Source organism: Pseudomonas sp. PDM27 (assembly GCF_019219205.1).
Lineage (GTDB): Bacteria > Pseudomonadota > Gammaproteobacteria > Pseudomonadales > Pseudomonadaceae > Aquipseudomonas > Aquipseudomonas laurylsulfatiphila.
Genome location: NZ_JAHUWF010000011.1, coordinates 1 through 22,798, shown reverse-complemented (window position 1 = coordinate 22,798; position 22,798 = coordinate 1). Strand labels below are relative to the sequence as shown.

Annotated in this window: 21 protein-coding genes; 9 read left to right on the top strand and 12 right to left on the bottom strand. The window is 59.0% G+C overall.

Annotation, left to right across the window (positions count from 1 at the left end):
• Positions 1–19: 19 nt before the first annotated feature.
• The 10 genes from KW838_RS21325 to KW838_RS21280 form a co-directional block, all read right to left on the bottom strand.
• The gene (locus KW838_RS21325) at positions 20–964 is read right to left on the bottom strand and encodes an electron transfer flavoprotein subunit alpha/FixB family protein (RefSeq protein WP_218503501.1); all 945 of its coding nucleotides are present in this window, start codon (positions 962–964) and stop codon (positions 20–22) included.
• A gap of 2 nt (positions 965–966) precedes the next feature.
• Positions 967–1,716, bottom strand: coding sequence for an electron transfer flavoprotein subunit beta/FixA family protein (locus tag KW838_RS21320; protein ID WP_218503500.1), 750 nt, complete (start codon positions 1,714–1,716; stop codon positions 967–969).
• A 37-nt stretch (positions 1,717–1,753) separates the two neighbouring features.
• Positions 1,754–2,956 carry a CaiB/BaiF CoA-transferase family protein gene (locus KW838_RS21315; protein ID WP_218503499.1) on the bottom strand — a complete coding sequence of 401 codons (1,203 nt, stop codon included), beginning with the start codon at positions 2,954–2,956 and terminating at the stop codon, positions 1,754–1,756.
• 19 nt (positions 2,957–2,975) lie between these two features.
• Positions 2,976–4,139, bottom strand: coding sequence for an acyl-CoA dehydrogenase family protein (locus tag KW838_RS21310; RefSeq protein WP_218503498.1), 1,164 nt, complete (start codon positions 4,137–4,139; stop codon positions 2,976–2,978).
• A gap of 66 nt (positions 4,140–4,205) precedes the next feature.
• On the bottom strand, positions 4,206–4,802 hold the full coding sequence (locus tag KW838_RS21305; protein ID WP_007896341.1) for a thiamine pyrophosphate-dependent enzyme: 597 nt from the start codon (positions 4,800–4,802) through the stop codon (positions 4,206–4,208).
• Positions 4,790–5,329 carry a thiamine pyrophosphate-binding protein gene (locus KW838_RS21300; RefSeq protein WP_007980859.1) on the bottom strand — a complete coding sequence of 180 codons (540 nt, stop codon included), beginning with the start codon at positions 5,327–5,329 and terminating at the stop codon, positions 4,790–4,792. The genes KW838_RS21305 and KW838_RS21300 overlap by 13 nt, the downstream gene beginning before the upstream one ends.
• Positions 5,330–5,556: 227 nt before the next feature.
• Positions 5,557–6,771, bottom strand: coding sequence for a pyridoxal phosphate-dependent aminotransferase (locus KW838_RS21295; RefSeq protein ID WP_218503497.1), 1,215 nt, complete (start codon positions 6,769–6,771; stop codon positions 5,557–5,559).
• Positions 6,768–7,406, bottom strand: a complete 639-nt coding sequence (locus tag KW838_RS21290) for an RraA family protein (protein WP_218503496.1) — start codon at positions 7,404–7,406, stop codon at positions 6,768–6,770. Before KW838_RS21290 ends, KW838_RS21295 begins: the two co-directional genes overlap by 4 nt.
• Positions 7,406–8,068: an RraA family protein gene (locus tag KW838_RS21285; RefSeq protein WP_218503495.1), complete on the bottom strand. Its 663-nt coding sequence runs from the start codon at positions 8,066–8,068 to the stop codon at positions 7,406–7,408. Before KW838_RS21285 ends, KW838_RS21290 begins: the two co-directional genes overlap by 1 nt.
• Positions 8,068–8,733: an RraA family protein gene (locus tag KW838_RS21280; RefSeq protein ID WP_218474624.1), complete on the bottom strand. Its 666-nt coding sequence runs from the start codon at positions 8,731–8,733 to the stop codon at positions 8,068–8,070. The genes KW838_RS21285 and KW838_RS21280 overlap by 1 nt, the downstream gene beginning before the upstream one ends.
• 105 nt (positions 8,734–8,838) lie before the next feature.
• Here KW838_RS21280 and KW838_RS21275 point away from each other — a divergent pair, with 105 nt between their 5' ends.
• The 3 genes from KW838_RS21275 to KW838_RS21265 all read left to right on the top strand — a co-directional run bounded on the left by KW838_RS21275 (position 8,839) and on the right by KW838_RS21265 (position 12,314).
• Positions 8,839–9,732 carry a LysR family transcriptional regulator gene (locus tag KW838_RS21275; RefSeq protein ID WP_007980868.1) on the top strand — a complete coding sequence of 298 codons (894 nt, stop codon included), beginning with the start codon at positions 8,839–8,841 and terminating at the stop codon, positions 9,730–9,732.
• 156 nt (positions 9,733–9,888) lie between these two features.
• A complete protein-coding gene (locus KW838_RS21270; protein ID WP_218503494.1) occupies positions 9,889–10,707 on the top strand; it encodes an alpha/beta fold hydrolase in 819 nt (272 codons plus the stop codon).
• A 152-nt stretch (positions 10,708–10,859) separates the two neighbouring features.
• Complete coding sequence (locus KW838_RS21265; protein WP_218503493.1) at positions 10,860–12,314, top strand: sodium:alanine symporter family protein; 1,455 nt, start codon at positions 10,860–10,862, stop codon at positions 12,312–12,314.
• 61 nt (positions 12,315–12,375) lie between these two features.
• Here the strand turns inward: KW838_RS21265 and KW838_RS21260 are convergent, their stop codons facing one another.
• A complete protein-coding gene (locus KW838_RS21260) occupies positions 12,376–13,752 on the bottom strand; it encodes an MFS family transporter (protein WP_218503492.1) in 1,377 nt (458 codons plus the stop codon).
• Positions 13,753–14,238: 486 nt separating this feature from the next.
• On the opposite strand from KW838_RS21260, the gene KW838_RS21255 reads away from it, so the two are divergent.
• The 4 genes from KW838_RS21255 (at position 14,239) to KW838_RS21240 (ending at position 17,634) form a co-directional block, all read left to right on the top strand.
• Positions 14,239–15,180 (top strand): LysR substrate-binding domain-containing protein, encoded by a 942-nt coding sequence (locus tag KW838_RS21255; protein WP_193601735.1) that lies wholly within the window; start codon positions 14,239–14,241, stop codon positions 15,178–15,180.
• A gap of 166 nt (positions 15,181–15,346) precedes the next feature.
• Entirely contained in the window at positions 15,347–16,471 is a 1,125-nt protein-coding gene (locus KW838_RS21250) for an MFS transporter (RefSeq protein WP_218503632.1), read from the top strand.
• Between the two features lie 103 nt (positions 16,472–16,574).
• A complete protein-coding gene (locus KW838_RS21245) occupies positions 16,575–17,096 on the top strand; it encodes a DUF3016 domain-containing protein (RefSeq protein ID WP_218503491.1) in 522 nt (173 codons plus the stop codon).
• 349 nt (positions 17,097–17,445) lie between these two features.
• Positions 17,446–17,634 (top strand): hypothetical protein, encoded by a 189-nt coding sequence (locus KW838_RS21240; protein ID WP_218503490.1) that lies wholly within the window; start codon positions 17,446–17,448, stop codon positions 17,632–17,634.
• Between the two features lie 66 nt (positions 17,635–17,700).
• Here the strand turns inward: KW838_RS21240 and KW838_RS21235 are convergent, their stop codons facing one another.
• Positions 17,701–19,092, bottom strand: coding sequence for an aldehyde dehydrogenase family protein (locus KW838_RS21235; RefSeq protein ID WP_218503489.1), 1,392 nt, complete (start codon positions 19,090–19,092; stop codon positions 17,701–17,703).
• Positions 19,093–19,192: 100 nt separating this feature from the next.
• On the opposite strand from KW838_RS21235, the gene KW838_RS21230 reads away from it, so the two are divergent.
• Both KW838_RS21230 and KW838_RS21225 read left to right on the top strand, forming a co-directional pair.
• On the top strand, positions 19,193–20,071 hold the full coding sequence (locus KW838_RS21230; protein WP_007980886.1) for a LysR family transcriptional regulator: 879 nt from the start codon (positions 19,193–19,195) through the stop codon (positions 20,069–20,071).
• A 77-nt stretch (positions 20,072–20,148) separates the two neighbouring features.
• Positions 20,149–22,353, top strand: a complete 2,205-nt coding sequence (locus tag KW838_RS21225; protein WP_218503488.1) for an OsmC domain/YcaO domain-containing protein — start codon at positions 20,149–20,151, stop codon at positions 22,351–22,353.
• The last annotated feature ends 445 nt before the right edge of the window (positions 22,354–22,798 follow it).

Genomic DNA, 22,798 nt, shown 5'->3' with positions numbered 1-22,798 from the left:
CGCTCCTGTCGGTCGGTAATCAGGCCAGGGCGGCCATTTCTGGAATCGCTTCAAACAGGTCCGCCACCAGGCCGTAGTCGGCCACCTGGAAGATCGGCGCTTCTTCGTCCTTGTTGATCGCAACGATCACTTTGGAGTCTTTCATGCCGGCCAGGTGCTGGATCGCGCCGGAGATACCGACGGCGATGTACAGCTGTGGAGCAACGATCTTGCCGGTCTGACCGACCTGCATGTCGTTCGGAACAAAACCTGCGTCGACCGCGGCGCGCGAAGCACCCACGGCAGCGCCCAGCTTGTCGGCCAGGGCGTACAGGTGTTTGAAGTTGTCGCCGTTCTGCATGCCGCGCCCGCCGGAAACGACGATCTTGGCAGCGGTCAGTTCCGGACGATCGGACTTGGCCAGCTCTTCGCCGACGAAGCTGGAGATGCCAGCGTCGTGGGCAGCAGCAACCGCTTCAACAGCAGCCGAACCACCGTCAGCGGCAACCGGGTCGAAACCGGTGGCACGCACGGTGATCACTTTCACTGCAGCGTTCGATTGAACGGTAGCGATGGCGTTACCGGCGTAGATCGGGCGCTTGAAGGTGTCAGCGCTTTCTACCGAGATGATCTCGGAGATCTGGTCAACGTCCAGTGCAGCGGCAACGCGCGGCAGGATGTTTTTACCGTTGGAAGTGGCGGCAGCCAGGATGTGGCTGTAGCCCGCAGCCCCTGCTTCTTGAACGAGAGCAGCGACCAGCGGCGCAACGTTTTCCGGCAGCTGGTGAGCGTAGGCGGCGTTGTCGGCCACCAGCACTTTAGCCACGCCAGCGACTTTCGCCGCGGCTTCAGCCACACCACCAACGGATATGCCGGCCACCAGCACGTGGATCTCACCACCGATTTTGGCGGCGGCAGCAACGGTGTTCAGCGTGGCCGGGGCCAGCACTTTGTTGTCGTGTTCGGCGATTACCAAGATAGTCATGATTAGATCACCTTCGCTTCGTTTTTCAGTTTCTCGACCAGTTCAGCCACCGACTTGACCTTGATACCCGCGCTGCGTGCAGCCGGCGCTTCGACTTTCAGGGTCTTGTTGGTGGAGGCGGTGGAAATGCCCAAAGCGTCCGCAGTCACTACTTCGAGAGGCTTCTTCTTGGCTTTCATGATGTTTGGCAGAGACGCGTAGCGCGGCTCGTTCAAACGCAGGTCGGTGGTGACGATGGCCGGCAGTTTCAGGGAAACTGTCTGCGCGCCGCCGTCGATTTCGCGAGTCACGGCAACGCTGTCGCCGCTGATTTCGACTTTCGAAGCGAACGTGCCCTGACCGTAACCGCTCAATGCAGCAAGCATCTGGCCAGTCTGGTTGTTGTCGCTGTCGATGGCTTGCTTGCCAAGGATCACCAGCCGGGGCTGCTCCTTGTCGACTACGGCCTTCAGCAGCTTGGCAATGGCCAGGGAAGTCAGGTCTTCGGCGATTTCTACGAGGATGGCGCGGTCGGCACCCAGAGCCAGCGCGGTGCGCAGTTGCTCTTGAGCGGTGGACGGGCCGACGGAGACGACGATGATTTCACTCGCTATACCCTTCTCCTTCAGGCGTACGGCTTCTTCCACGGCGATCTCGCAGAACGGGTTCATCGCCATCTTGACGTTGGCAAGGTCGACGCCGGAATTGTCCGCTTTCACGCGAACTTTCACGTTGTAATCGATCACTCGTTTCACAGCTACCAGGATCTTCATTGGGCAGTGTTCTCTCGAAAAACTTTGATCGTTGCAGTCAGATGGCACCGGCGGCACGCATTTGTTCAATGCGCTCGGCCCCCAGTCCCAGCTCCTTGAGCAACTGTTCGGTGTGTTGGCCAAGGCCCGGCACGGCCTCCATACGAGGTTCGAACGCACTATTACTGCCGGGCGGGACCAGGCTCGGTATGGGGCCGGCAGAGGTTTCGACTACTCGCCAACGGTCACGGGCCTGAAGCTGCGGGTGGTCCCAGACGCCTTGCATGTCGTTCACCCGGGCGTTAGCGATTTGCGCATGGTCCAGGCGATCGATCACCGCATCGAAGTTGAGCGTGGAGAACGATTCAATGATCAGTTCCCGTAGCGCGCTGCGGTTCTCGACACGTTTGAAGTTGGCCGAAAAACGCGAGTCTTGGGCCAACTCGGGCGCAAGCAACACCTTCTCGCAAAACAGCTGCCATTCACGCTCGTTCTGCAATCCCAGCATCACCGTGGTGCCGTCACCGACAGGGAAGGGGCCGTAGGGGTAAATGGTGGCGTGTGCAGCGCCAGCACGAGGGGGCGGCGGCGCTCCGTCGTAGGCGTAGTACATCGGGTAGTTCATCCACTCGACCAGGCTTTCGAGCATCGAAACATCGAGGTGGCTACCTTCACCGGTGCGTTCACGCAACAACAGCGCAGACAGGATGCCGGTGTAGGCGTACATGCCGGCCGCGATATCGGCAATTGAACAACCGGCCTTGGCCATTTCTTCCTCGCCCTGGCCGCCGGTGACCGACAGGAATCCGCCTTCACTCTGGATCAGCAGGTCGTAGGCTTTCTTTTTCTCATAGGGGCCACCGGCGCCATAGCCTGAAATGTCGCAGACGATCAGGCGTGGAAAACGCCGGTGCAGCACCTCAAATGACAGCCCCATACGCGCGGCCGCACCGGGCGCCAGGTTCTGCACGAGCACATCGGCGGTGGCCAGTAAACGGTCCAGCACCTCAGTGGCCGAATCTTGCTTCAGGTCCAGGGTCAGGCTTTCTTTCGAACGATTGGTCCAGACAAAATGCGAGGCCAGACCGTTGACACGTTGATCGTAGCCCCGGGCGAAATCGCCTGTTCCCGGACGTTCGACCTTGATCACCCGGGCGCCGAGATCGGCCAGTTGTCGGGTACAGAAGGGCGCTGCAATAGCATGCTCGAGGCTGACGACGGTCATGCCATCGAGCGGACGGAGGCCTTTGGGCTGGCTCATGAAGGTATCTCTCTTGTTATTAGAAAGAGCGCGGCAGCTCGAGCAGGTGTTCGGCAACGTAGGACAGGATCAGGTTGGTGGAGATGGGCGCTACCTGATACAGCCGGGTTTCGCGGAATTTGCGCTCGACGTCGTATTCGCAGGCAAAGCCGAATCCGCCGTGCGTCTGCAAGCAGGCATTAGCCGCTTCCCAGGAGGCTTTCGCTGCCAGGTACTTGGCCATGTTGGCGCTGGCCCCGGCGTTGATGCCGCTGTCGTATTCTTCGCAGGCACGCCAGCGCATCAGGTCAGCCGCCTCGATTTCGATGTGGGCTTCGGCGATGGGGAATTGCACACCCTGGTTCTGCCCGATCGGGCGCCCGAACACCACGCGATCCCGGGCGTAGGCACTGGCCTTTTCGATAAACCAGCGACCGTCGCCAATGCATTCGGCAGCGATCAGGGTGCGTTCGGCATTCAGTCCATCGAGGATGTAGCGGAAGCCTTTGCCTTCCTCGCCAATCAGGCTGTCAGCGGGGATTTCCAGGTTGTCGAAGAACAGTTCGTTGGTTTCGTGATTGACCATGTTGGCGATCGGCTGCACGGTCATGCCGTTGCCGATGGCTTCACGCAGATCCACGAGGAAGATCGACATGCCTTCGGATTTCTTCTTCACTTCGGCCAAGGGCGTAGTGCGCGCCAGCAGGATCATCAGGTCGGAATGCTGGATTCGCGAGATCCACACCTTCTGCCCGTTGATCACGTACTTGTCGCCTTTGCGTACGGCGGTGGTCTTGATCCTGGTGGTATCGGTGCCGGTGGTGGGCTCGGTCACACCCATCGATTGCAAGCGCAGTTCACCGTTGGCCAGTTTCGGCAGGTAATAGCTTTTCTGCGCTTCGCTGCCGTGTCGCAGCAGGGTAAACATGTTGTACATCTGCCCGTGAACGGTGCCGGAGTTACCGCCACAGCGGTTCACTTCTTCGAGGATCACCGAGGCCTCGGCCAGCCCGAGGCCGGAGCCGCCATATTCGACAGGAATCATCGCCGCCAACCATCCGGCGTCGGTCAGGGCCTTGACGAAGGTTTCCGGAAAGCCTTTTTCTTCGTCGACTTTGCGCCAGTAAGCGGCATCGAATTCGGCGCACAGGGCGCGTACGCCCTCGCGGATGGCATTGAGTTCTTCAGAGTTGCGGTCGGTCATTATTATTCTCCTCAACGCGTCACGCATGGCGTGTGCCCTGCGTGACCGGGTCCGGGCAGGGCGCAATCAGATCGGGTTGAAACCCAGCGCGGCACGAAAGCGATTCTTGATGTAGTGACCATCACGTGGCGGCAGTACACGCGGCGGGTTTTCCGCTTTGATCTTGATCGTTGCGAGCTTGACGCCGTCGCGGGTAGCGAAGCGTTCGCGCAGGTTGTGTACGCCTTCCATGTCGCGAATTTCGTCGGTCCAGCTGAAGCCGCAGGTCTTCGCCACCTGGTCCAGGGAAATACCGAAACCGGCGTGGCTGACTTGCATGCCGGTTTCGCCAAAGTGCCCGTTATCGAGTACGGCGATGGTCAGGTTCGCGGGTTTTTGCAGCGCGACCGTGGCCAGTGCACCGAAGCCCATGAGCAACTCACCGTCACCGGTGACCACCACCACAGACTTGTCCGGCTGGGCGTTGGCCAGGCCCAGCCCGACCGTGATGGCGCTGCCCATGGCGGCCCAGAGGTAGTAATTCAGATCATTGTCGCCGGCCGCCATGACGTCATAGGACGCCGAGCCGAGACCTGTCACGACCAGCACGTCTTTACGGTCAGCCAGCAAGGCCTTGACCACTTCGCGGCGGCACAGGGTGTGGTTTGCGCTTACTTGACCCATTTCTTTTCTCCAATCAGGCGCTGGCCGAGCAGCAGGGCAGTGGCGGAATCACCGTTGAACGCCATGGTCGCGGCACCGTGCAGCAGCGGGGCGACATCTGTAGGCACGTCCGCACGCCAGGTCATGACCTTCATCAGGTTCAAAGAGGCTTCGGTGGCCTGGCCCATCGGGTTCTGCCACGCGTTGAATTCGGCCCAGTCGCCGCGCATGGTGACCACCATCAACAGCGGGAAACCGGCACATACCTGAAGTGCCAGGGTATTGATGCAGTTACCGACACCGCTGGATTGCATCAGGAGGGCGCCACGCTCACCGCCGAGCCAGGCGCCGGCGAGGTAGCCGATGCCTTCTTCTTCGGTGGTGAGGACAACGGCCTTGATGTCCGGGTCGGCATACGACATGCGGATGGCCGCCGAGTGACCCGCATCCGGTACGAAGACCACGTGTTTGACGTCGTGGGCCTTGAGCACGCGGAATACGTCCTCCTGCCAATCCTGTCCCGCGGTTTGTTCAGCTTCTGTTGACATGCCCATCTCCCAAGCAGTGCTGCTTTTGTGTTTTCACACATTCTGGGAGGGATGGAGGCCGGCGACGACTACCGTTTTTGTCTTTGAGATATGCCCGTTTGGTATGGCTGGAGCCATGAATGCCCGGATTGCCACGATGTTTCGATACCGACGGTTTATGGGAGCAGGTCGATAAAATTGACCCGCACCCAACCCGTTCACGACCGGGCCGGGTGTTGGTCAGTCGCTTATCGCAGGTGGCTACAGAAGGTTTTTATTGCGTCGCAGGCTTTATGCAGCGACGCATCATCCAGCGCATAGGCAATACGAATATAAGGGCCCAGTCCGAACGCGCTGCCATGCACAACGGCCACATCCGCTTCATCGAGCAGCGCGTGGGCGACATCTTCATCCGTGTGCAGTACTCGTCCACCCGGTGATGTACGGCCAATCAAGCCGGAGCACGAGGCGAACGCGTAAAATGCACCCGCCGGGCTGACGCACTCGAGGCCCGGTGTGCTGTTCAGAAGCTCCACCATCAAATCCCGTCGACTCTGGAACACTGCACGGCTTTCGTGGATGAAGTCCTTTGGCCCCTCCAGGGCGGCGAGTGCGGCCTGCTGTGAGATTGAGCTGGCCCCCGAGGTTTGCTGGCCTTGCAGCTTCTCCATCGCTTCGAGCAACCAGCGCGGTCCTGTCGCAAAACCGATGCGCCAGCCGGTCATGGCATAGGCCTTGGACACACCATTCATGGTCAGGGTGCGTGCTGCCAGTCCTGGTTCAACCTGGGCCAGGGTAAAAAACGTCTGATCATCAAAGATCAGGTGTTCGTAGATGTCATCCGCCAGGATCAGCACGTGAGGATTGGCCAATAACACTTCAGCCAGGGCTTGAAGTTCCTCTCGGCTGTACACCGCACCGGTCGGATTGGACGGCGAGTTGAGGATCAGCCAGCGCGTCCGGGGTGTGATCGCCTCGGCCAGCGCCGCGGCCGTCAATTTGAAGCCGGTATTGGCCTCGCAGGTCACGATCCGGGCTTCGCCACCGCACAGCTGAACCATCTCCGGATAACTGACCCAGTAGGGTGCCGGGATGATGACTTGATCCCCCTCGTTGAGGGTCGCGGCCAGGGCGTTGTAGATCACCTGCTTGCCACCGTTGCAGACGAGGGTGTCTTGCCAGGTGACGTCCAGGCCGTTTTCGCGACGGAACTTGGCGGCCACCGCTTCTCGCAGTGAGCGTACACCGGCGACCTGGGTGTAGCGCGTGTGCCCGTTCTCGATGGCCTCAATGGCCGCTTCACGTACATGTCCGGGCGTATCGAAGTCTGGCTCGCCGGCGCACAGCGAAATGATCTTCGCACCTTGCGCCCGGCGCTCAGCCACCCGATCGATTATCCGATAGGTCGCCGACGGCTGTGCACTGGCCAGGCGTTGATTGAGTCGTTGGATATCGGTGCTCATGCCTGGGTCCTCCACGCTGTCAGGTTCATCAGTTCGAGCGTCGAACGACCTTCGGTCAGCGCCTGCATCATCTGCGCTTCCTTGCTTGCGCGGGCTTCGCCTTCAGCGAGAGTACGGGCCGCATCCTCCTTGGGAATGATGATCACACCGTCATCGTCCGCCACTACCAGATCACCTGGCGAGACATGTGCACCGTTGAAATTGAATGCCTGTCCGACCGAGGGCGCGCTGACCTTTACGGTGCCTTTGACCGAGATGCCGCGCGCGAACACCGGAAACTGGCGTTTTTTCAGGGCTGCAATATCGCGTACGCCACCATCTATGACCAAACCGACAACACCCGCTGCTTCGGCCGCTACAGTGAGTACTTCGCCCCAGTAACCGGCGATGAAACTTCCGGTACCCACCACCAGCACGCTACCGCGAGGCACGCGTTCCATGGCCAGGTGCAACGCCAGGTTGTCACCCGGCGAGCATTCCAGCGGGTAGGCCGGCGCGGCAATGAAAGCACCGTCCCAGACGGGACGGATCGCGCTGTCGACTGCACAGGGCAGATGGGATGCTTCATACAGCGTCGAACTGCCCAGGACTTTTGCTCGTTCGTGGAAATTCAACGGGAGGGGGAGCGTGGTCATCAGACTTTCCTCTGCAGGCTGTGGTAACCCAGTGCGGTCCGGGCTTCCTTGAGGGTTTTTCCTTGAGCGATCAGGGCCCGGATATCGGCTTCGACCGACTCGATCTGGCGGGCGCACGCGGCCACTTCAGCTGCCCGGGCGCGAGGCACAATCACCACGCCGTTGGCGTCGGCTACCACGATGTCACGGGCACACACCCGGGCCGTGCCGACGGACACTGGCTGATTGACGGATTGAACCTGCACGCGGTCCTTGCCGGTGCGCATGAACCGGCCCTTACTGAAGATCGGATAGCCGTCACCCAGCGCCTTGTTCACGTCACGGCATACACCGTCGATGACCGTTGCGGCGATCTGCCGGCTGCCGGCGTACTGGGTCATGATGTCGCCCCATACCGTGCAGTCGGTGCGGCCACCGTTGTCGATCACCACGACGTCACCGGGCAGCACGTCTTCGATGAAATCGCCTACGGTTCCAGGCGGCACGCTGGCCGAAACGTACTGCACGGTGAACGCCGGTCCGACGATGACCTTGCTGTAGTTGTCCAGCGGTGCCAAGCCCAGGCATTGGCCGGGCAGGCCGAGTTTGTCCAGGGCATCGGAGACGCCAGGGGTGTCCAGGCCTTCAAACAGGGCCACAAGTGCTTGGTCTTCAAGATTCATCAGGAACGCTCCACCTGGATAGCTTCGAACTGGGTGTCATGCATCACTTCGGCCACTGAGCGGCCGCTGCGAACAGCTTCCACCATGCCGTCCTGGCGACGGGTAATGCGCTCGCCTAGATCGACGACCTTCTCGATGTACGCCTGGGGTACGAACACCGTTCCGCAGCGATCGGCGATGACATAGTCGTCTTCGCTGACGTCGACGCCCGCCACATTGATCGTCACGGCGGCATCGATCTGCACCACCCGATTGCGCGCGCTGATCATGGTGACGCCACGGCCATAGACCGGATAGCCAATCGACGCGCTGCCATCGATATCGCGGCTGAAGCCGTCGATGACGGTGCCGCGCACCTGTTTGCCGGCCGCGGCGTTGGCAAGAATGTCGCCCCAGCAGGAAATGCCCTCGATACCACCGGCGATCACCAGCACGCGGTCGTCGCTGTCGATCTGCTCCACCACCGGGGTGATCAGGTGCACGGTGGGTACGCTGTCGGTTTTTGGCGCAAGCAATACGGTGCTGGCGCGACCGACGATCTTCGGGCAGTTCCACAGCGGGCGTAGCCCCACGGTGGCACCGGCCAGGCCGAGGAAGTCGAGGGCGTCGGATACCGTGTTGGTATCCAGCGCCGCTAAGCGATCGAGCACACTCTTTTTGTTCATGGGGTAGCCCCTGCGATGACGGAGGCGACCAGTGTCGACGAGGCGATTTGATAGGTATATTACTAATCACAGAAGCGTTAGATACGCTAAACCTATGGAACAATCATGATCAATTTCCGCCTGATCCGTCACCTCTGGCTGTTCCTGGCCGTCGCCGAAGAGCAGAATTTCGGCCGTGCAGCCAAGCGGCTTGGCATGTCTCAGCCTCCCCTGAGCGAACAGATTCAGGTGCTGGAGCAGGCACTCAAGGTCCAACTGTTCGAGCGCTCGCGGCGCGGGGCGAAACTGACCCCCGTGGGGGCGGCGATCCTGCCGGCGGTGCGTAAATTCGCCGAGCAACTCGAGCGCCTGGAACTGGCGGTTGAGGAGGCGGTAGCGGGACAGTCGGGGATGTTGACCATCGGCGCCATCTCCACGGCCATGTTCGACGTACTGCCCGGTCTGATCGAACAGATGAAGGTCGATTACCCGAACCTGACCGTATCCGTGCGGGAAATCGACAGCGTAGAGGCTGTTCCGGCGCTGGAAGCTGGTGATATCGACCTGGCCTTCGCCCGTCTGGACGGTGATCTGGGCGCCTCGATCCAGTCACTGCCACTGCTGGAAGATCGCCTGGTGGTGGCGTTGCCCAGTGACCACCCATTGGCGGCGCGCACGCGTATCAGTTTGTCCAGCCTGGCCAACGAACCTTTGGTGATGTTTTCGCGAAAGGTCAGCCCGGTGTATTTCGACAACTTGATTGCAACCTGCCGAGCCAGCGGATTTTCCCCTCGCGTGCTGCACGAAGTGCGTTCTGTCGCTTCGCAAATCGCCTTTGTCAGCTATGGGCAGGGCATCGCCCTGGTACCGGCATCCTTGAAAAAAATGGCACCGGATAACGTGGTCTTTCGATCATTGAGTCAGAAGCTCAACGTGGTGACGACGGCGGTGGCCTGGAATGCGGATCGGCCCAATCCGCTCATAGCCGAAGTCATTGCCCGACTGCGGAAAAAGGCCTGAGACGGGCAAGGGCTCCGAGTGGGGGATCAACGATAGGTTTGGCGTATGGAAACGTTCCACAATTAGGAATTTACATAAGACTCCAACCGGCTGAAATTGGGCCTGTCGCCGATGACCTGTTTCGGCGGCAGTCTTATCGTCCAAGGAGTCCTTTACGTGACCGCATCCGAAACGTTCACTCATACGCAGCTCCCGTTGACCGTCGAGGGCGTCCAGCTGAACGTCGCCGCCATTCATCGAAACGGCAACCTGACGCCGATCGTGTTCCTGCATGGTTTCGGTTCCACCAAAGAGGACTACGCCGACCTCGTGCAGCACGCGGAATTCGCCGGACATCCCTTCCTCGCCTACGACGCACCGGGCTGCGGTGAGAGCCAGTGCAGCGACCTTTCCAGTATTTCGATTCCTTTTCTGCTGCAGACCGCATTGCAGATGCTGGAGCATTTCGGTATCGAGCGCTTCCATCTGGTCGGCCACTCCATGGGCGGATTGACTGCGCTGATGCTGGCCCATCAGTTCCCGGAACGGGTAATCAGTTTCGTCGATATAGAGGGCAATATTGCCCCGGAAGACTGTTTTCTCAGCCGACAGATCGTCGATTATCCAAGCGATGATCCAGAGAAATTCTTCACGGCTTTCATCGAGCGTGCCCGGCAGGCCCCGGCATACGCCAGCGCACTCTATTCGGCGAGCCTCAGGCACAAGGTGCGTGCCGGGGCCGTGCGGGGGATTTTCCAGTCGATGGTCGACCTTTCCGATAACGCCGACCTGATGAGCAAGTTTCTCGGCTTGAAGTGCCCGCGAATGTTCATGTACGGCGAGCAGAACGCCTCACTGTCCTACCTTTCGCACATCGAGGCCCGAGGCGTGCGTTTGGCGCCAATTCCGGCCTGCGGCCACTTCCCCATGTACTCCAACCCCATTGCGATGTGGAAACAGATCGCCGATTTCCAGACCGGCAGTCGAACCGGGTAAGTCCGATCGCCCCGTGCGCTCCCCGATGTAGGGCGCGAGCCTGACAAGGGGCTCGCGGTTGCTATTCAACGCGCTTCATCCCACATGCCTGCCACGGCGATGTGTGAGGGCGCGTGCATGCCTGTAATCCATAACAACAAGAGGTTCAAATCATGCTCGAAGTCATAAACGACTTTCTTTCCGGAAAGCTCCTGATCGTGCTCATCGTAGGCCTGGGTGGCTATTTCACGATTCGCTCACGCTTTGTCCAGTTTCGCCATTTCCTGCATATGTTCGGAGCCTTTCGCGATAGTGTGCAGAAGAGCGCCGGTCAGATCAGCTCGTTCCAAGCCTTGATGCTCAGCCTGGCGGGTCGCGTAGGGGCGGGCAATATCGCCGGGGTCGGGTTGGCTGTGACGTTGGGCGGGCCCGGTGCGGTGTTCTGGATGTGGGTGACCGCGCTGGTGGGCATGTCCACCAGCTTCTTTGAGTGCAGCCTGGGACAGTTGTACAAACGATGCGACGCCAAGGGACAGTTCCGGGGTGGGCCGTCGTACTACATCCAGTACGGACTGAAACAGGCGTGGCTGGGCAAGGTCATGGCCGTGTTGCTCCTGGTCACTTTCGGTTTTGCCTTCAACGGGCTGCAATCCCATGCCGTGACTCACTCGCTGAACAATGCGTTCGGCTTCTCTACGACTTACTCCGGCATTGCGATTGCCGTATTGCTCGGCCTGGTATTCATGGGGGGCATCAAGCGCATCGCTGCCGTCTCGGACCTGTTGGTACCGGTCAAGACGCTGGCTTACATTGGCGTGACCGTTTATGTGATCGTGCTTCAGTTTGATCATGTGCCCGGCATGCTGATGACCATTTTCAAAAGTGCCTTTGGCCTGGACCAGGCGTTCGCCGGCCTGGTTGGCAGTGCCATCGTCATGGGCGTCAAGCGCGGGGTGTTTGCCAATGAGGCGGGCCTGGGCAGTGCGCCCAACGTAGCCGCGGTGGCGAAAGTCGATCACCCGGCGGCTCAAGGGGTGGTTCAAGCGTTCAGCGTCTTCCTGGATACCTTTGTGATCTGTACCTGCACGGCGCTGCTGATCCTGTTGTCGGGTTTTTACACGCCAGGCTTCGAAGGCGATGGCCTGGTACTGACACAGAACGCACTGGCGGCAGTGGTCGGGGACTGGGGGCGCACGTTCATCAGCGTGGCGTTGGCGCTGTTTGTCTTCACGTCGATCCTCTACAACTACTATCTGGGCGAAAACAACCTGCGCTTTCTACTGGGTGATAAACGCGCGGCGGTGATGGCCTATCGGGGCCTGGTGTTGCTGTTGATCCTTTGGGGCGCCGTGCAAAACCTGGGTACGGTCTTCGCCTTTGCCGATATCACCATGACGCTGTTGGCCTTCGTCAATCTGATCGCCCTGGCGCTGTTGTTCAACGTCGGCATGCGCCTGCTGCGTGACTATGACCGGCAGCGCAAGGCCGGCATCAAGACGCCGATCTTCGACTCCAGCCAGTTCACGGATCTTGATCTTGATTTGCAGGCATGGCCCCATCGAGAAAAGGTCGACAACAGCATCCCCGCATCTATACCGCAGGTAGCACCTGCCTCTGCCCTGCGATGATGAAAAAAGGGCCCATGACAAATCATGGGCCCTTGAAAGTCGTCTGGGGATGCTCCGTCAATCAGACTCGCGCAGCATGCGGTTTTACACATCCCTTCAGGCCGGTACGTTCTTCAATCTCGCCTGAACCACTGATATAGCCGTAACGCGACAGGTTTGGCATCAGCATCGCGGCGATGAAGGTGATGCTCACGACGGCTGCTACGTAGAAGAAGAAATACGCCTCGATGCCCTGTGAGCGAAGCGACAAGGCGACGTATTCGGCGGTGCCGCCAAATGCCGCGTTGCCCACCGCATAGGGAAATCCAACCCCCAATGCACGTACGGCAGGCGGAAACAGTTCGGCTTTGACGATCCCGGCAATCGGCGTATAGAGCGACGCAATGGCCAGGCCGCCAAACACCAGCACGAATGCCATGAACGGGTTGCTGACCGACTGTAGCGAGTAGAGCAGGGGGATCACCAGCAACATGGCCAGCCCGGAAAACATCAGCATGTGCGCCTTGATACCGATGCGGTCGGCGAGCAGGCCGAACAGCGGTTGGCAAAGCATGAAGCCGATCAGGGCCGCCGTCATGATGAAGCTGACCGTTTCCGGACTGAAACCGGCGGAGATCACCAGGAACTTCTGCATGTAGGTAGTGAAGGTATAGAAATACAGCGAACCGCCGATGGTGAACGCCACCACCAGGGCAACTGCGCGTTTGTGTTTGAACATGCCGCGCAGAGAGCCGGCATCCTTGCGGCTCATGTCTTTCTTGTTGGCGGTTTCATGCATGGCGCGACGCAGATACACCACCACGATCGAGCTCAACGCGCCGATGAAGAACGGAATCCTCCAGCCCCACTCGCGCAACTCTTCGCCGGTCAGGGTTTGTTGAAGAATGACTACGGTCATCAAGGCCAGCAACTGACCGGCAATGATGGTGAAGTACTGAAACGAGCCATAGAAACAGCGACGGCCCGGTGTCGCGATTTCGCTGATGTAGGTGGCGCCGGTGCCGTATTCCGCACCGACCGACAGGCCCTGAATCAGCCTGGCAACCACCAGCAGGATCGGCGCCGCGACGCCGATGGTTGCGTAGGTCGGCATGACGGCGATCAAAAGCGAGCCGGCGCACATCATGAACACCGAAATAATCATCGAGACCTTGCGACCACGAGTGTCAGCGATCCAGCCGAAAATCCAGCCACCGAGCGGGCGCATGAAAAAACCGACGGCGAAGACGCCCGCGGTCGCCAGTAGCTGACTGGTGGTGTCGCCTTTGGGGAAAAACGAAGCGGCAAAGTAGATGGCGGTATAGGCGTAAATGAAAAAGTCGTACCACTCCACCAGATTGCCCGAGCAGGCACCCATGATGGCTTTGACGCGGTTCGGCGCTTTCATCGCAGCGGCTTCGGCTGAGTGGTCTTTGGCGTCTGGGATTGATGCGGACATGTGATTCACCCTTTTTTCAAGGCGAGGGGAGACGAGGAGCGCGCTGATGCGCGTCCGAGACTGACTCGTTGGGTTTTGGGGTTAACGAAAAGGCGTGAACCCGCTCACGGCCGGTTTTCCGTAGAGAGGGGGAAGGGTGGATGCACAAGCGTGGCGAACAGTAGTGGCCCGGAGAAATCGGACGGGTGAGGCGAAGCATTGAACATCATGGCGCGAGCCCTCGAATCTTATTCTTGTAGTGAGTCGAGCGCTCTCTGGCGTCGACGTTGATTGCACGCTACCGCAGAGTCGGGAGGGTAATAAGCCGTCAGGCAGGCCTAACTGATATACCTGAATTATATAGCTTGGCGTGCAGCCCCGGCGGGCCGGGGGTTACAGCCGGCTTGGAAGTCCCGGGGCCGCACGACACGGGGGTTGCCGGCCGTTCCAAGGTGCACAAATGCGATTACACTCACAGCACTTTCGCCGCATAACGCGTCGAGCCCGATGCTGACTGGCCTGGTAATGGATGTCGTTCAACTCAAAACCCTGATTCATGTTGCCGAACTGGGCAGTCTCAGCAAGGCCTCGGATCGTCTTCACATCGCGCAACCGGCACTTAGCCGGCAAATTCGATTGTTGGAAAAGGAGCTTGGCACCTACCTGTTTGATCGACATGGGCGAGGCATGGAGATCACCGATGCCGGCCGTGAAGTGTTGGCACATGCCACCCGAATCATGGAGGAAATGGAGTCCATTCGAAGTTCTGTCGTGGGCGCAAAGTCGTCTTTTCGGGGAACGGTCGTCATCGGCACGACGCCGACGGTCGCGGAAATTATCACCGTTCCATTGGTACGCAAGATCAAGGAGGCGCATCCGAATCTCGCCGTCAGGTTTTCCTCGGCCTTCAGCGGCTATCTGCTCGATTGGGTTCAGCGTGGCGAACTGGAGCTGGCGATTTCTTACGATCCCCAACCCCTGCATACGCTGCGTATCGTGCCGGTGATGATGGAAAACCTGCTGCTGGTCGGTCCCGCCAGCGCCAACCTGCGTCTTGATACGCCGGTGTCGTTCGAGTCATTGGCTGAGCAGCAATTGGTACTGCCAAGCGCTCGACATAGCCTTCGCGTGATTCTGGATGATTGTGCGCGTCAAGTCGGGATCAAGCTCAAGACCAGCGTTGAAGCCGACTCCTTCGGCGCCATGATCGATCTGGTCCGCAATGGCTTCGGTTTGACCGCTTTGCCTCTGGCATCGATTTACGCGCAAATCGAAGCAGGCGTGCTCAGTGCGGCCCCCTTGGTCGACCCCGTTCCCATGCGCAAGCTTGTTCAGGTTTTTCCGGCCGACAGGCGTGTCAGTCCGGCCGCCAAATTTGTCGGGGATGCCTTCATCGAGATTGCCGCCGATCTGGTCAATCGCAAAATCTGGGCTGGACACATGCTTTGAATCAACGGCGAATCTGTTAGCTCCGAGTGTCCCGTCCCCGTGCAAATCGCCCAGATATCCGCAGTTGCGCGGCTGCTCACGACTTCCGTTTTTTCTGACCACTGATGACATTGTCTTGAACCAACAAACGCGACTGCCTGGCGTATTCGGCATCTTCATTTTGGGGATGCTGCAAGTTCTGGTCTGGGGAGGTTCGTTCTTCCTGATGGCCGTCATGGCCGATCCGATCATGAAAGAGACCGGCTGGGCCAGCCAATGGGTGTATGGCGCACTGTCCCTGAGCATCCTGGTTTCCGCGATGCTGGCACCGTTGACCAGCCGGCTTATCGCCCGCTACGGCGGCCGCCCCATCCTGGCCAGTAGTGGCCTGGGCGTCGCCATCGGCTTGTTTCTGATGGCCAGTTCGACCTCGTTGCCGATGTTTCTTTTGTCTTGGGCAGTGATTGGCGTCGGTATGGCGCTGGGGTTGTATGAAGCGCTGTTCGCCGCTTTAGGTTCTCTCTATGGAGAGCGGGCGAGCAGTGCGATTACCGGGATCACGCTCATTTCAGGGTTTGCGACAACGCTGTCATGGCCCGCGGTTGCGCTGGTCATCGAGCATGTTGGCTGGCGCGCGACGTGCGTGGCTTATGGGGTGTTATTGGTCGTTGCCGTGGCACCGCTATATCTCTGGGTGCTGGCGCGGGGCGCGGGAGCACTCACAAAAAGCCAGGCTGTGAGTGATGAAAACCTTTCAATCGACCGGCGGATCTACCTGTTGCTCACGCTGATTCTCGCGTTGGGTGCAGTGATCATGACGGCGATGTCGGTCCAGCTGATTTCATTGTTGCAGGGGCAGGGCTACTCGCTTGCAGCCGCCATCGGGCTGAGCGCTTTACTGGGGCCGAGCCAGGTCGGTTCACGTGTTCTACAAGTGTTTTCGCGAAAGCGACACCCGATCTGGACGACATTGATCTCCGTGGTGTTCGTGGCAATCGGTCTGCTGTTTGTGACTATCGCGCCGGCAATGACCGCTCTGGGGCTGGTGATCTACGGCGCGGGTAATGGTTTGCGGGCAATCGTTCGAGGCCTGCTGCCACTGGCCCTGATGTCGCCTACCCATTATGTGTTGCTGATGGGGCGCATGGCGCGGCCTTCGCTCATTGGGCAAGCCTTGACCCCGCTCGCGGGCGGTTACCTGTTGCAGGCCTGGGGCGCTGACGGTGTGCTTGCGGGCCTGAGCTTGCTGGCCGTATTGAATGTGCTGTTGGTCTTGCTGCTCATTCGGCTGGTGTGTAAAGAACAGCGCTGACCCGCGACAGGAGCTGGAAACACACGCAGCGGGCATGCACTTCAGGCGTAAACTGAACAGGGTGCCGCATGCATTGAAAAGCGTTGCACCCGGAGGTGATGCCATGCGCTCAATAACCCTTTGCACCTCGATCGCACTGCTGGCGCTGTTTAGGGTGCCACTTGCCACCGCAGCGCCTTCGGTCGAAGTCGTCTTCAATAACCCCGAAAAATACAGCGATGCCAGCCTGGACAGTCCGGGCTATGAACGTGGGGCCGATCCTTATGTCATGAAAGAACTGCGCAGCTACCTCCAGAAGCTTGGCGAGCGGTACCTGCCAGCCGACCAGCAGCTGCAAATTGAAATACGCAACATCGACCTGGCCGGTCGTTACGAACCCTGGAGGATAAATGCCTATGAGGTGCGCTTCATGCGCGACATTACCTGGCCGAGCATCGATCTACATTACGTACTCAAGCAAAATGGCCAGGTCGTGAACCAGGCCGATGCCAGAGTCATGGATCAGCTCTACCTCCAGCGTCCGGGGCGTGCGAACAGGAGTGACAGGCTCTACTCCGAGAAGGCGATGCTCTCGGACTGGTTCCAGAGACAATTCGCCGGGCAACATCAGAGCGGGTTGAAATGAACCACCCTGTACTCTGAATAAGTCGTCGGGCTTGGGGAACACGGACCAGAAAGTAAAAAGCCCGGCGTCGGGCCGGGCTTTCTGTAGAGGGGCCAAATCCCTTTGGCTGACCGTATTGTGCTAGTTAGGTGTGACGAAAGTGTGACATCTGAATACGAAATGCCGTGGCGTAACCGTTGGGCAAAGTGCTACTGGAGTACGACACGGCATCAAAACTTTCGATACTCTCTGCTCAGTACTCCACAATGGTTTTGGGGCAATCGAATGGCGGTCAGTGACGCGCCACTGAATGACTTGAGCATTCGCCCAGGTGGGATTTGTCTTTAATCCGGTCCGAGGTTTGATCGAGATGGCTCATTCACTTAAGTACCAAATAGGCGAATCCGTCCGCACTATCGAGGCCGAGGTGGGGAAGCTGCTCGATCTGGCTGCAACGCTCAGAGAAACAGGGGATGAAGAAATGGCTGCAGCTGTCTCGACCCAGGCGAACAAGCTGCTTGAAGCAGCAGTGGCGCTGAGGATCGCGATGTCAGCCTGACTGCTTGCGCTGCGTTGCAGGTTGAACCAGATCATGGCTGAGTCAGCTCGAAGCACTGCATTGCCCTTAACGTCGATCCAGCCAAACCGTCTGGGCATTGCAGAATTCGCGCACTCCGAAATGCGAGAGTTCCCGGCCAAAGCCACTCTTCTTCACGCCACCAAAACTGACGCGCGGATCGCTGGCGCTATAGCCGTTGATGAACACGCCGCCGGTTTCAAGTTGGCCAGCCATCTGCCGGGCGAGTTCGTCATTGCGCGTATAAATAGTGGCGGTGAGGCCGAACTCGCTGTCATTGGCCAGCGCCAGCGCATGGGCGGCGTCTCGGGCCGTGATGATTGAAGCCACGGGACCAAACAGTTCCTGTCTGAAGGATGTCATCTGATCGGTCACGTCGCCCAGTACAGTGGGTTCGTAGTAGTTGCCGGTGCCTTCGACCTTCTTTCCACCCAGCAGCAAGGTCGCGCCTTCTTCCAGTGTGTCGCGCACCTGTTGGTCCAGTTCGTCGCGCAGATCGAAGCGCGCCATCGGGCCGATGTAAGTGGTGGAGGCGAGTGGATCACCGACGACCAGTCGTTGGGTGGCCTCGACGAACTTGCGGGTAAATTCCTCGGCAATGCCCTGCTCGACAATCAGGCGTTTGGCAGCTGCGCAGACTTGTCCGGTGTTTTGATAGCGCCCGATCACGGCGGCTTTGACCGCCTCATCGAGGTCCGCGTCGTCGAGCACGATAAACGGGTCGGAGCCGCCCAGTTCCAATACGCATTTCTTCAGCGCGGCTCCGGCCTGAGCACCGATGGCCATGCCCGCACGCACGCTGCCGGTGAGGGTGACAGCCGCGATGCGTGGATCGGCGATCGCCTTGGATACACCGTCCGGGGTGACGTTGATGACCTCGAAGACACCTTCAGGAAAATCCGCCTGCTTGAAGGCTTCCAGCAGCAGGTAGGCGCTGCCCATGACGTTTGGCGCGTGCTTGAGCACGAAGGTATTGCCGGCGAGCAGGGTAGGGACCGCGCCGCGCAGCACTTGCCAGATGGGGAAGTTCCACGGCATCACGGCGAGTATCGGGCCGAGCGGGCGATATTCAATGCGTGCCTTGCCGCCTTCGACCAGGGTCGGTTCTGCGCTGAGCATGGCGGGACCCTGTTCGGCGTACCACTCGCAGAGCTGCGCGCATTTTTCAATTTCGCCACGGGCCTGACTAATCGGCTTGCCCATTTCCAGGGTGATCATGTTGGCCATGGCCTCTGCATTGTTGCGCAAGGCCTGGCCGAGGCTGATCAAAAGCTGCGCGCGTTGCTCTACCGGTTTGCCGCGCCAGGCTCGAAACCCGGTAGTGGCCCGCGCCAGCGCGGCCTGTAGTGCCGAATCGGATTCGAAAGGGTACTGGCCGATCTGCTCGCCCGTGGTCGGGTTGATCGAAATGGCATGGGTAAGGCTGGATACGTGGGTCATGGCACCGTCCTGCTAGGTAGGAATGTGCTCAGGTTATGGGGGTATATGTTTTATGGAAACTGAATAATAATGAGCATAACGTTCACGTTTGGAGAATGACTTGGATCTGGTCCAGCTCGAAATTTTCAAGGCTGTCGCAGAGCACGGCAGCATCAGCGTGGCCGCCCAGCATATCCACCGGGTGCCATCGAACCTCACGACCCGAATCAAGCAGCTTGAGCAGGATCTGGGTGTGGATCTGTTTATCCGCGAGAAGAGTCGCCTGCGCTTGTCGCCAGCCGGCTGGAGTTTCCTGGATTACGCTCGACGCATTCTCGACCTGGTTCAGGAGGCGCGGGCCACCGTAGCGGGAGAGGAACCGCAAGGCGCCTTCGCCCTGGGTTCGCTGGAAAGCACGGCAGCGGTACGAATTCCAGAGCTATTGGCTGCCTATAACCAGAAACACGCGAAGGTCGAACTGGACCTGTCCACCGGTCCCTCCGGGACCATGATCGACGGGGTGCTGTCGGGACGGCTGGCCGCGGCATTTGTCGATGGGCCGGTGTTGCATCCGGCGCTGGAAGGCGTACCGGCATTCGAGGAGGAGATGGTCCTGATCGCGCCGCTCAATCATGAGCCGATTCATCGGGCCAAGGATGTGAATGGCGAAAACATCTATGCCTTCCGCTCCAACTGCTCCTATCGCCATCATTTCGAAAGCTGGTTTGCCAATGGCGCGGCGGTGCCCGGCAAGATATTCGAAATGGAGTCCTATCACGGCATGCTGGCCTGCGTCAGCGCCGGGGCCGGCCTGGCGCTGATGCCACGCAGCATGCTCGAAAGCATGCCTGGGTGTACGACGGTCAGCGTCTGGCCGTTGTCGGAGTCGTTCCGCTATCTGCGTACCTGGTTGGTGTGGCGCCGGGGGACGGTGTCGCAGAGCCTCACGATGTTTGTGCGCCTGCTGGAGGAGCGGGGTGTCGCGTTGATCGATAAATAGTGGAAAGTTAACGGTCTGCGCTGAAAAACCGGATAATGGCGGCCAAATCGTTTAGCTCGTTATTCTGGTAATCGCACATGGAAATCAAGGTCAACTTTCTCGACAACCTTCGACTTGAGGCCAAGTTCGACGACTTCACGGTGATCGCCGATCAACCCATTCGCTACAAGGGTGATGGCTCGGCGCCGGGGCCGTTCGATTATTTCCTGGCTTCGTCGGCGTTGTGTGCGGCGTACTTCGTGAAGTTGTATTGCGAGACTCGCAATATCCCCACCGAAAATATCCGCCTGTCGCAGAACAACATCGTTGACCCGGAAAACCGCTACAACCAGATTTTCAAGATTCAGGTCGAATTGCCGGCGGACATCTCCGCCAAGGACCGCCAGGGGATCTTGCGCTCCATTGACCGTTGCACGGTAAAGAAGGTGGTGCAAACCGGGCCTGAGTTCGTGATTGAAGAGGTCGAAAACCTCGACGCCGATGCCCAGGCGCTGCTGATGCCGCATTCGACTTCCGAAGCGGGCACCTACATTGCAGGCAAGGACCTGCCGCTGGAGCAAACCATCGCCAACATGTCGGGCATCCTGGCCGACCTGGGAATGAAGATTGAAATCGCCTCCTGGCGCAATATCGTTCCCAATGTGTGGTCGCTGCACATCCGCGATGCGCACTCGCCGATGTGTTTTACCAATGGCAAAGGCGCGACCAAGGAAGGCGCGCTGGCATCGGCGCTGGGCGAGTTTATCGAGCGGCTCAACTGCAACTTCTTCTATAACGATCAGTTCTGGGGGGAGGACATCGCCAATGCGGCGTTTGTGCATTACCCGGACGAGCGCTGGTTCAAGCCGGGCCCGACGGACGAGCTGCCGAGCGAAATCCTCGACGAGTATTGCCTGAAGGTCTACGACCGGGATGGCGAGTTGCGTGGCTCGCATCTGTACGACACCAACTCCGGCAACACCCAGCGCGGTATTTGTTCGCTACCGTTCGTGCGCCAGTCGGACAATGAGGTGGTGTACTTCCCGTCCAACCTGATCGAAAACCTGTTCCTGAGCAATGGCATGAGCGCCGGCAACACGCTGGCCGAAGCCCAGGTGCAGTGCCTGTCGGAAATCTTCGAACGCGCGGTCAAGCGCGAAATCCTCGAAGGCGAAATGGCCCTGCCGGATGTGCCGCAGCAAGTGCTGGCGAAATACCCGGGCATCCTGGCCGGTATCCAGGCCCTGGAAGAGCAGGGCTTCCCGGTGCTGGTCAAGGATGCGTCGCTGGGCGGGGAGTTCCCGGTGATGTGCGTCACCTTGATGAACCCGCGTACCGGTGGCGTGTTTGCCTCGTTCGGCGCGCACCCAAGCCTGGAAGTGGCGCTGGAGCGCAGCCTGACGGAGCTGCTGCAAGGCCGCAGTTTCGAAGGCCTGAACGATCTGCCGCAGCCGACCTTCGAAGGTCAGGCGGTGACTGAACCGAATAACTTCGTCGAGCACTTCATCGACTCCAGCGGTGTGGTCTCGTGGCGCTTCTTCAGTGCCAAGCCGGACTTCGAATTCGTTGAGTGGGATTTCTCCGGTCAAGGCGAAAACTCCAATGCCGAAGAGGCCGCGACCTTGTTCGGCATTCTCGAAGACATGGGCAAAGAAGTGTACATGGCGGTCTATGAGCATATCGGCGCCAAGGCCTGCCGCATTCTGGTGCCGGATTACTCGGAAATTTATCCGGTCGAAGATTTGATCTGGGATAACACCAACAAGGCACTGCAGTTCCGCGCCGACATCTTGAATCTGCACAGCCTGAGCAAAGTCGGCCTGCGATCGCTGGCCCAGGGGCTGGAAAGCAGTGAGCTGGATGATTACACCGACATCACCACTTTGATCGGCATCGAGTTCGACGACAACACGCCTTGGGGCAAGTTGACGATCCTGGAGCTGAGGCTGCTGATTTATCTCGCCTTGCAGAAGTTTGATCAGGCCAAGGATCTGGTGGAAGCCTTCTTGCAATACAACGACAACACCGTCGAGCGCGGCCTGTTTTATCAAGCGGTGAACGTCGTGCTGGAAATGCAGCTGGACGATGATCTGGAACTGAGCGACTACGAGGTCAACTTCCGCCGGATGTTCGGTGACGAGCGGATGGACGCGGCGATAGGGTCGGTCAATGGCAGCGTACGTTTCTATGGTCTGACACCGACGAGCATGAAACTGGAAGGCCTCGACAGGCACCTTCGTCTGATCGATAGCTATAAGAAGCTACATACGGCGCGGGCCGGGGTGGCGGCGTTATTCAGCTGAAAGCGCTAACAAAAGAGCACCTTGGGTGCTTTTTTGTTTTTTGGCAGCCAGCTAATCGTTCGTACGCGGTGGTCCCGCTTTTTGGCTATGACATGGGCTGTGACTGCCTATGGGGAAGCTCTTCTATATAGAAGGGCGTTCTGACTCTTCTATAGAGGCGTCCTTTGGGGCGTTTTACTGCTTTCTGCAGGTTGTTGATAGAAAACCCGAATCAGTGCTTGACGGCAGATTATAGATGTCTATAATTCGCCCCACTTCCGGCGCAGTCGAAACGGAAAACTCCTTGATAAACAAAGAGTTACGCAGTTTTCGGCAGCAGGTTGCTTCAGGTCATCGAAGCCGAAAGGAAGTTGAAAAAGAGGTGTTGACAGCAGCGAGTAACGCTGTAGAATTCGCCTCCCGCTGACGAGAGATCGAAAGCGCAAGTGGTTGAAGTTGTTAAGGA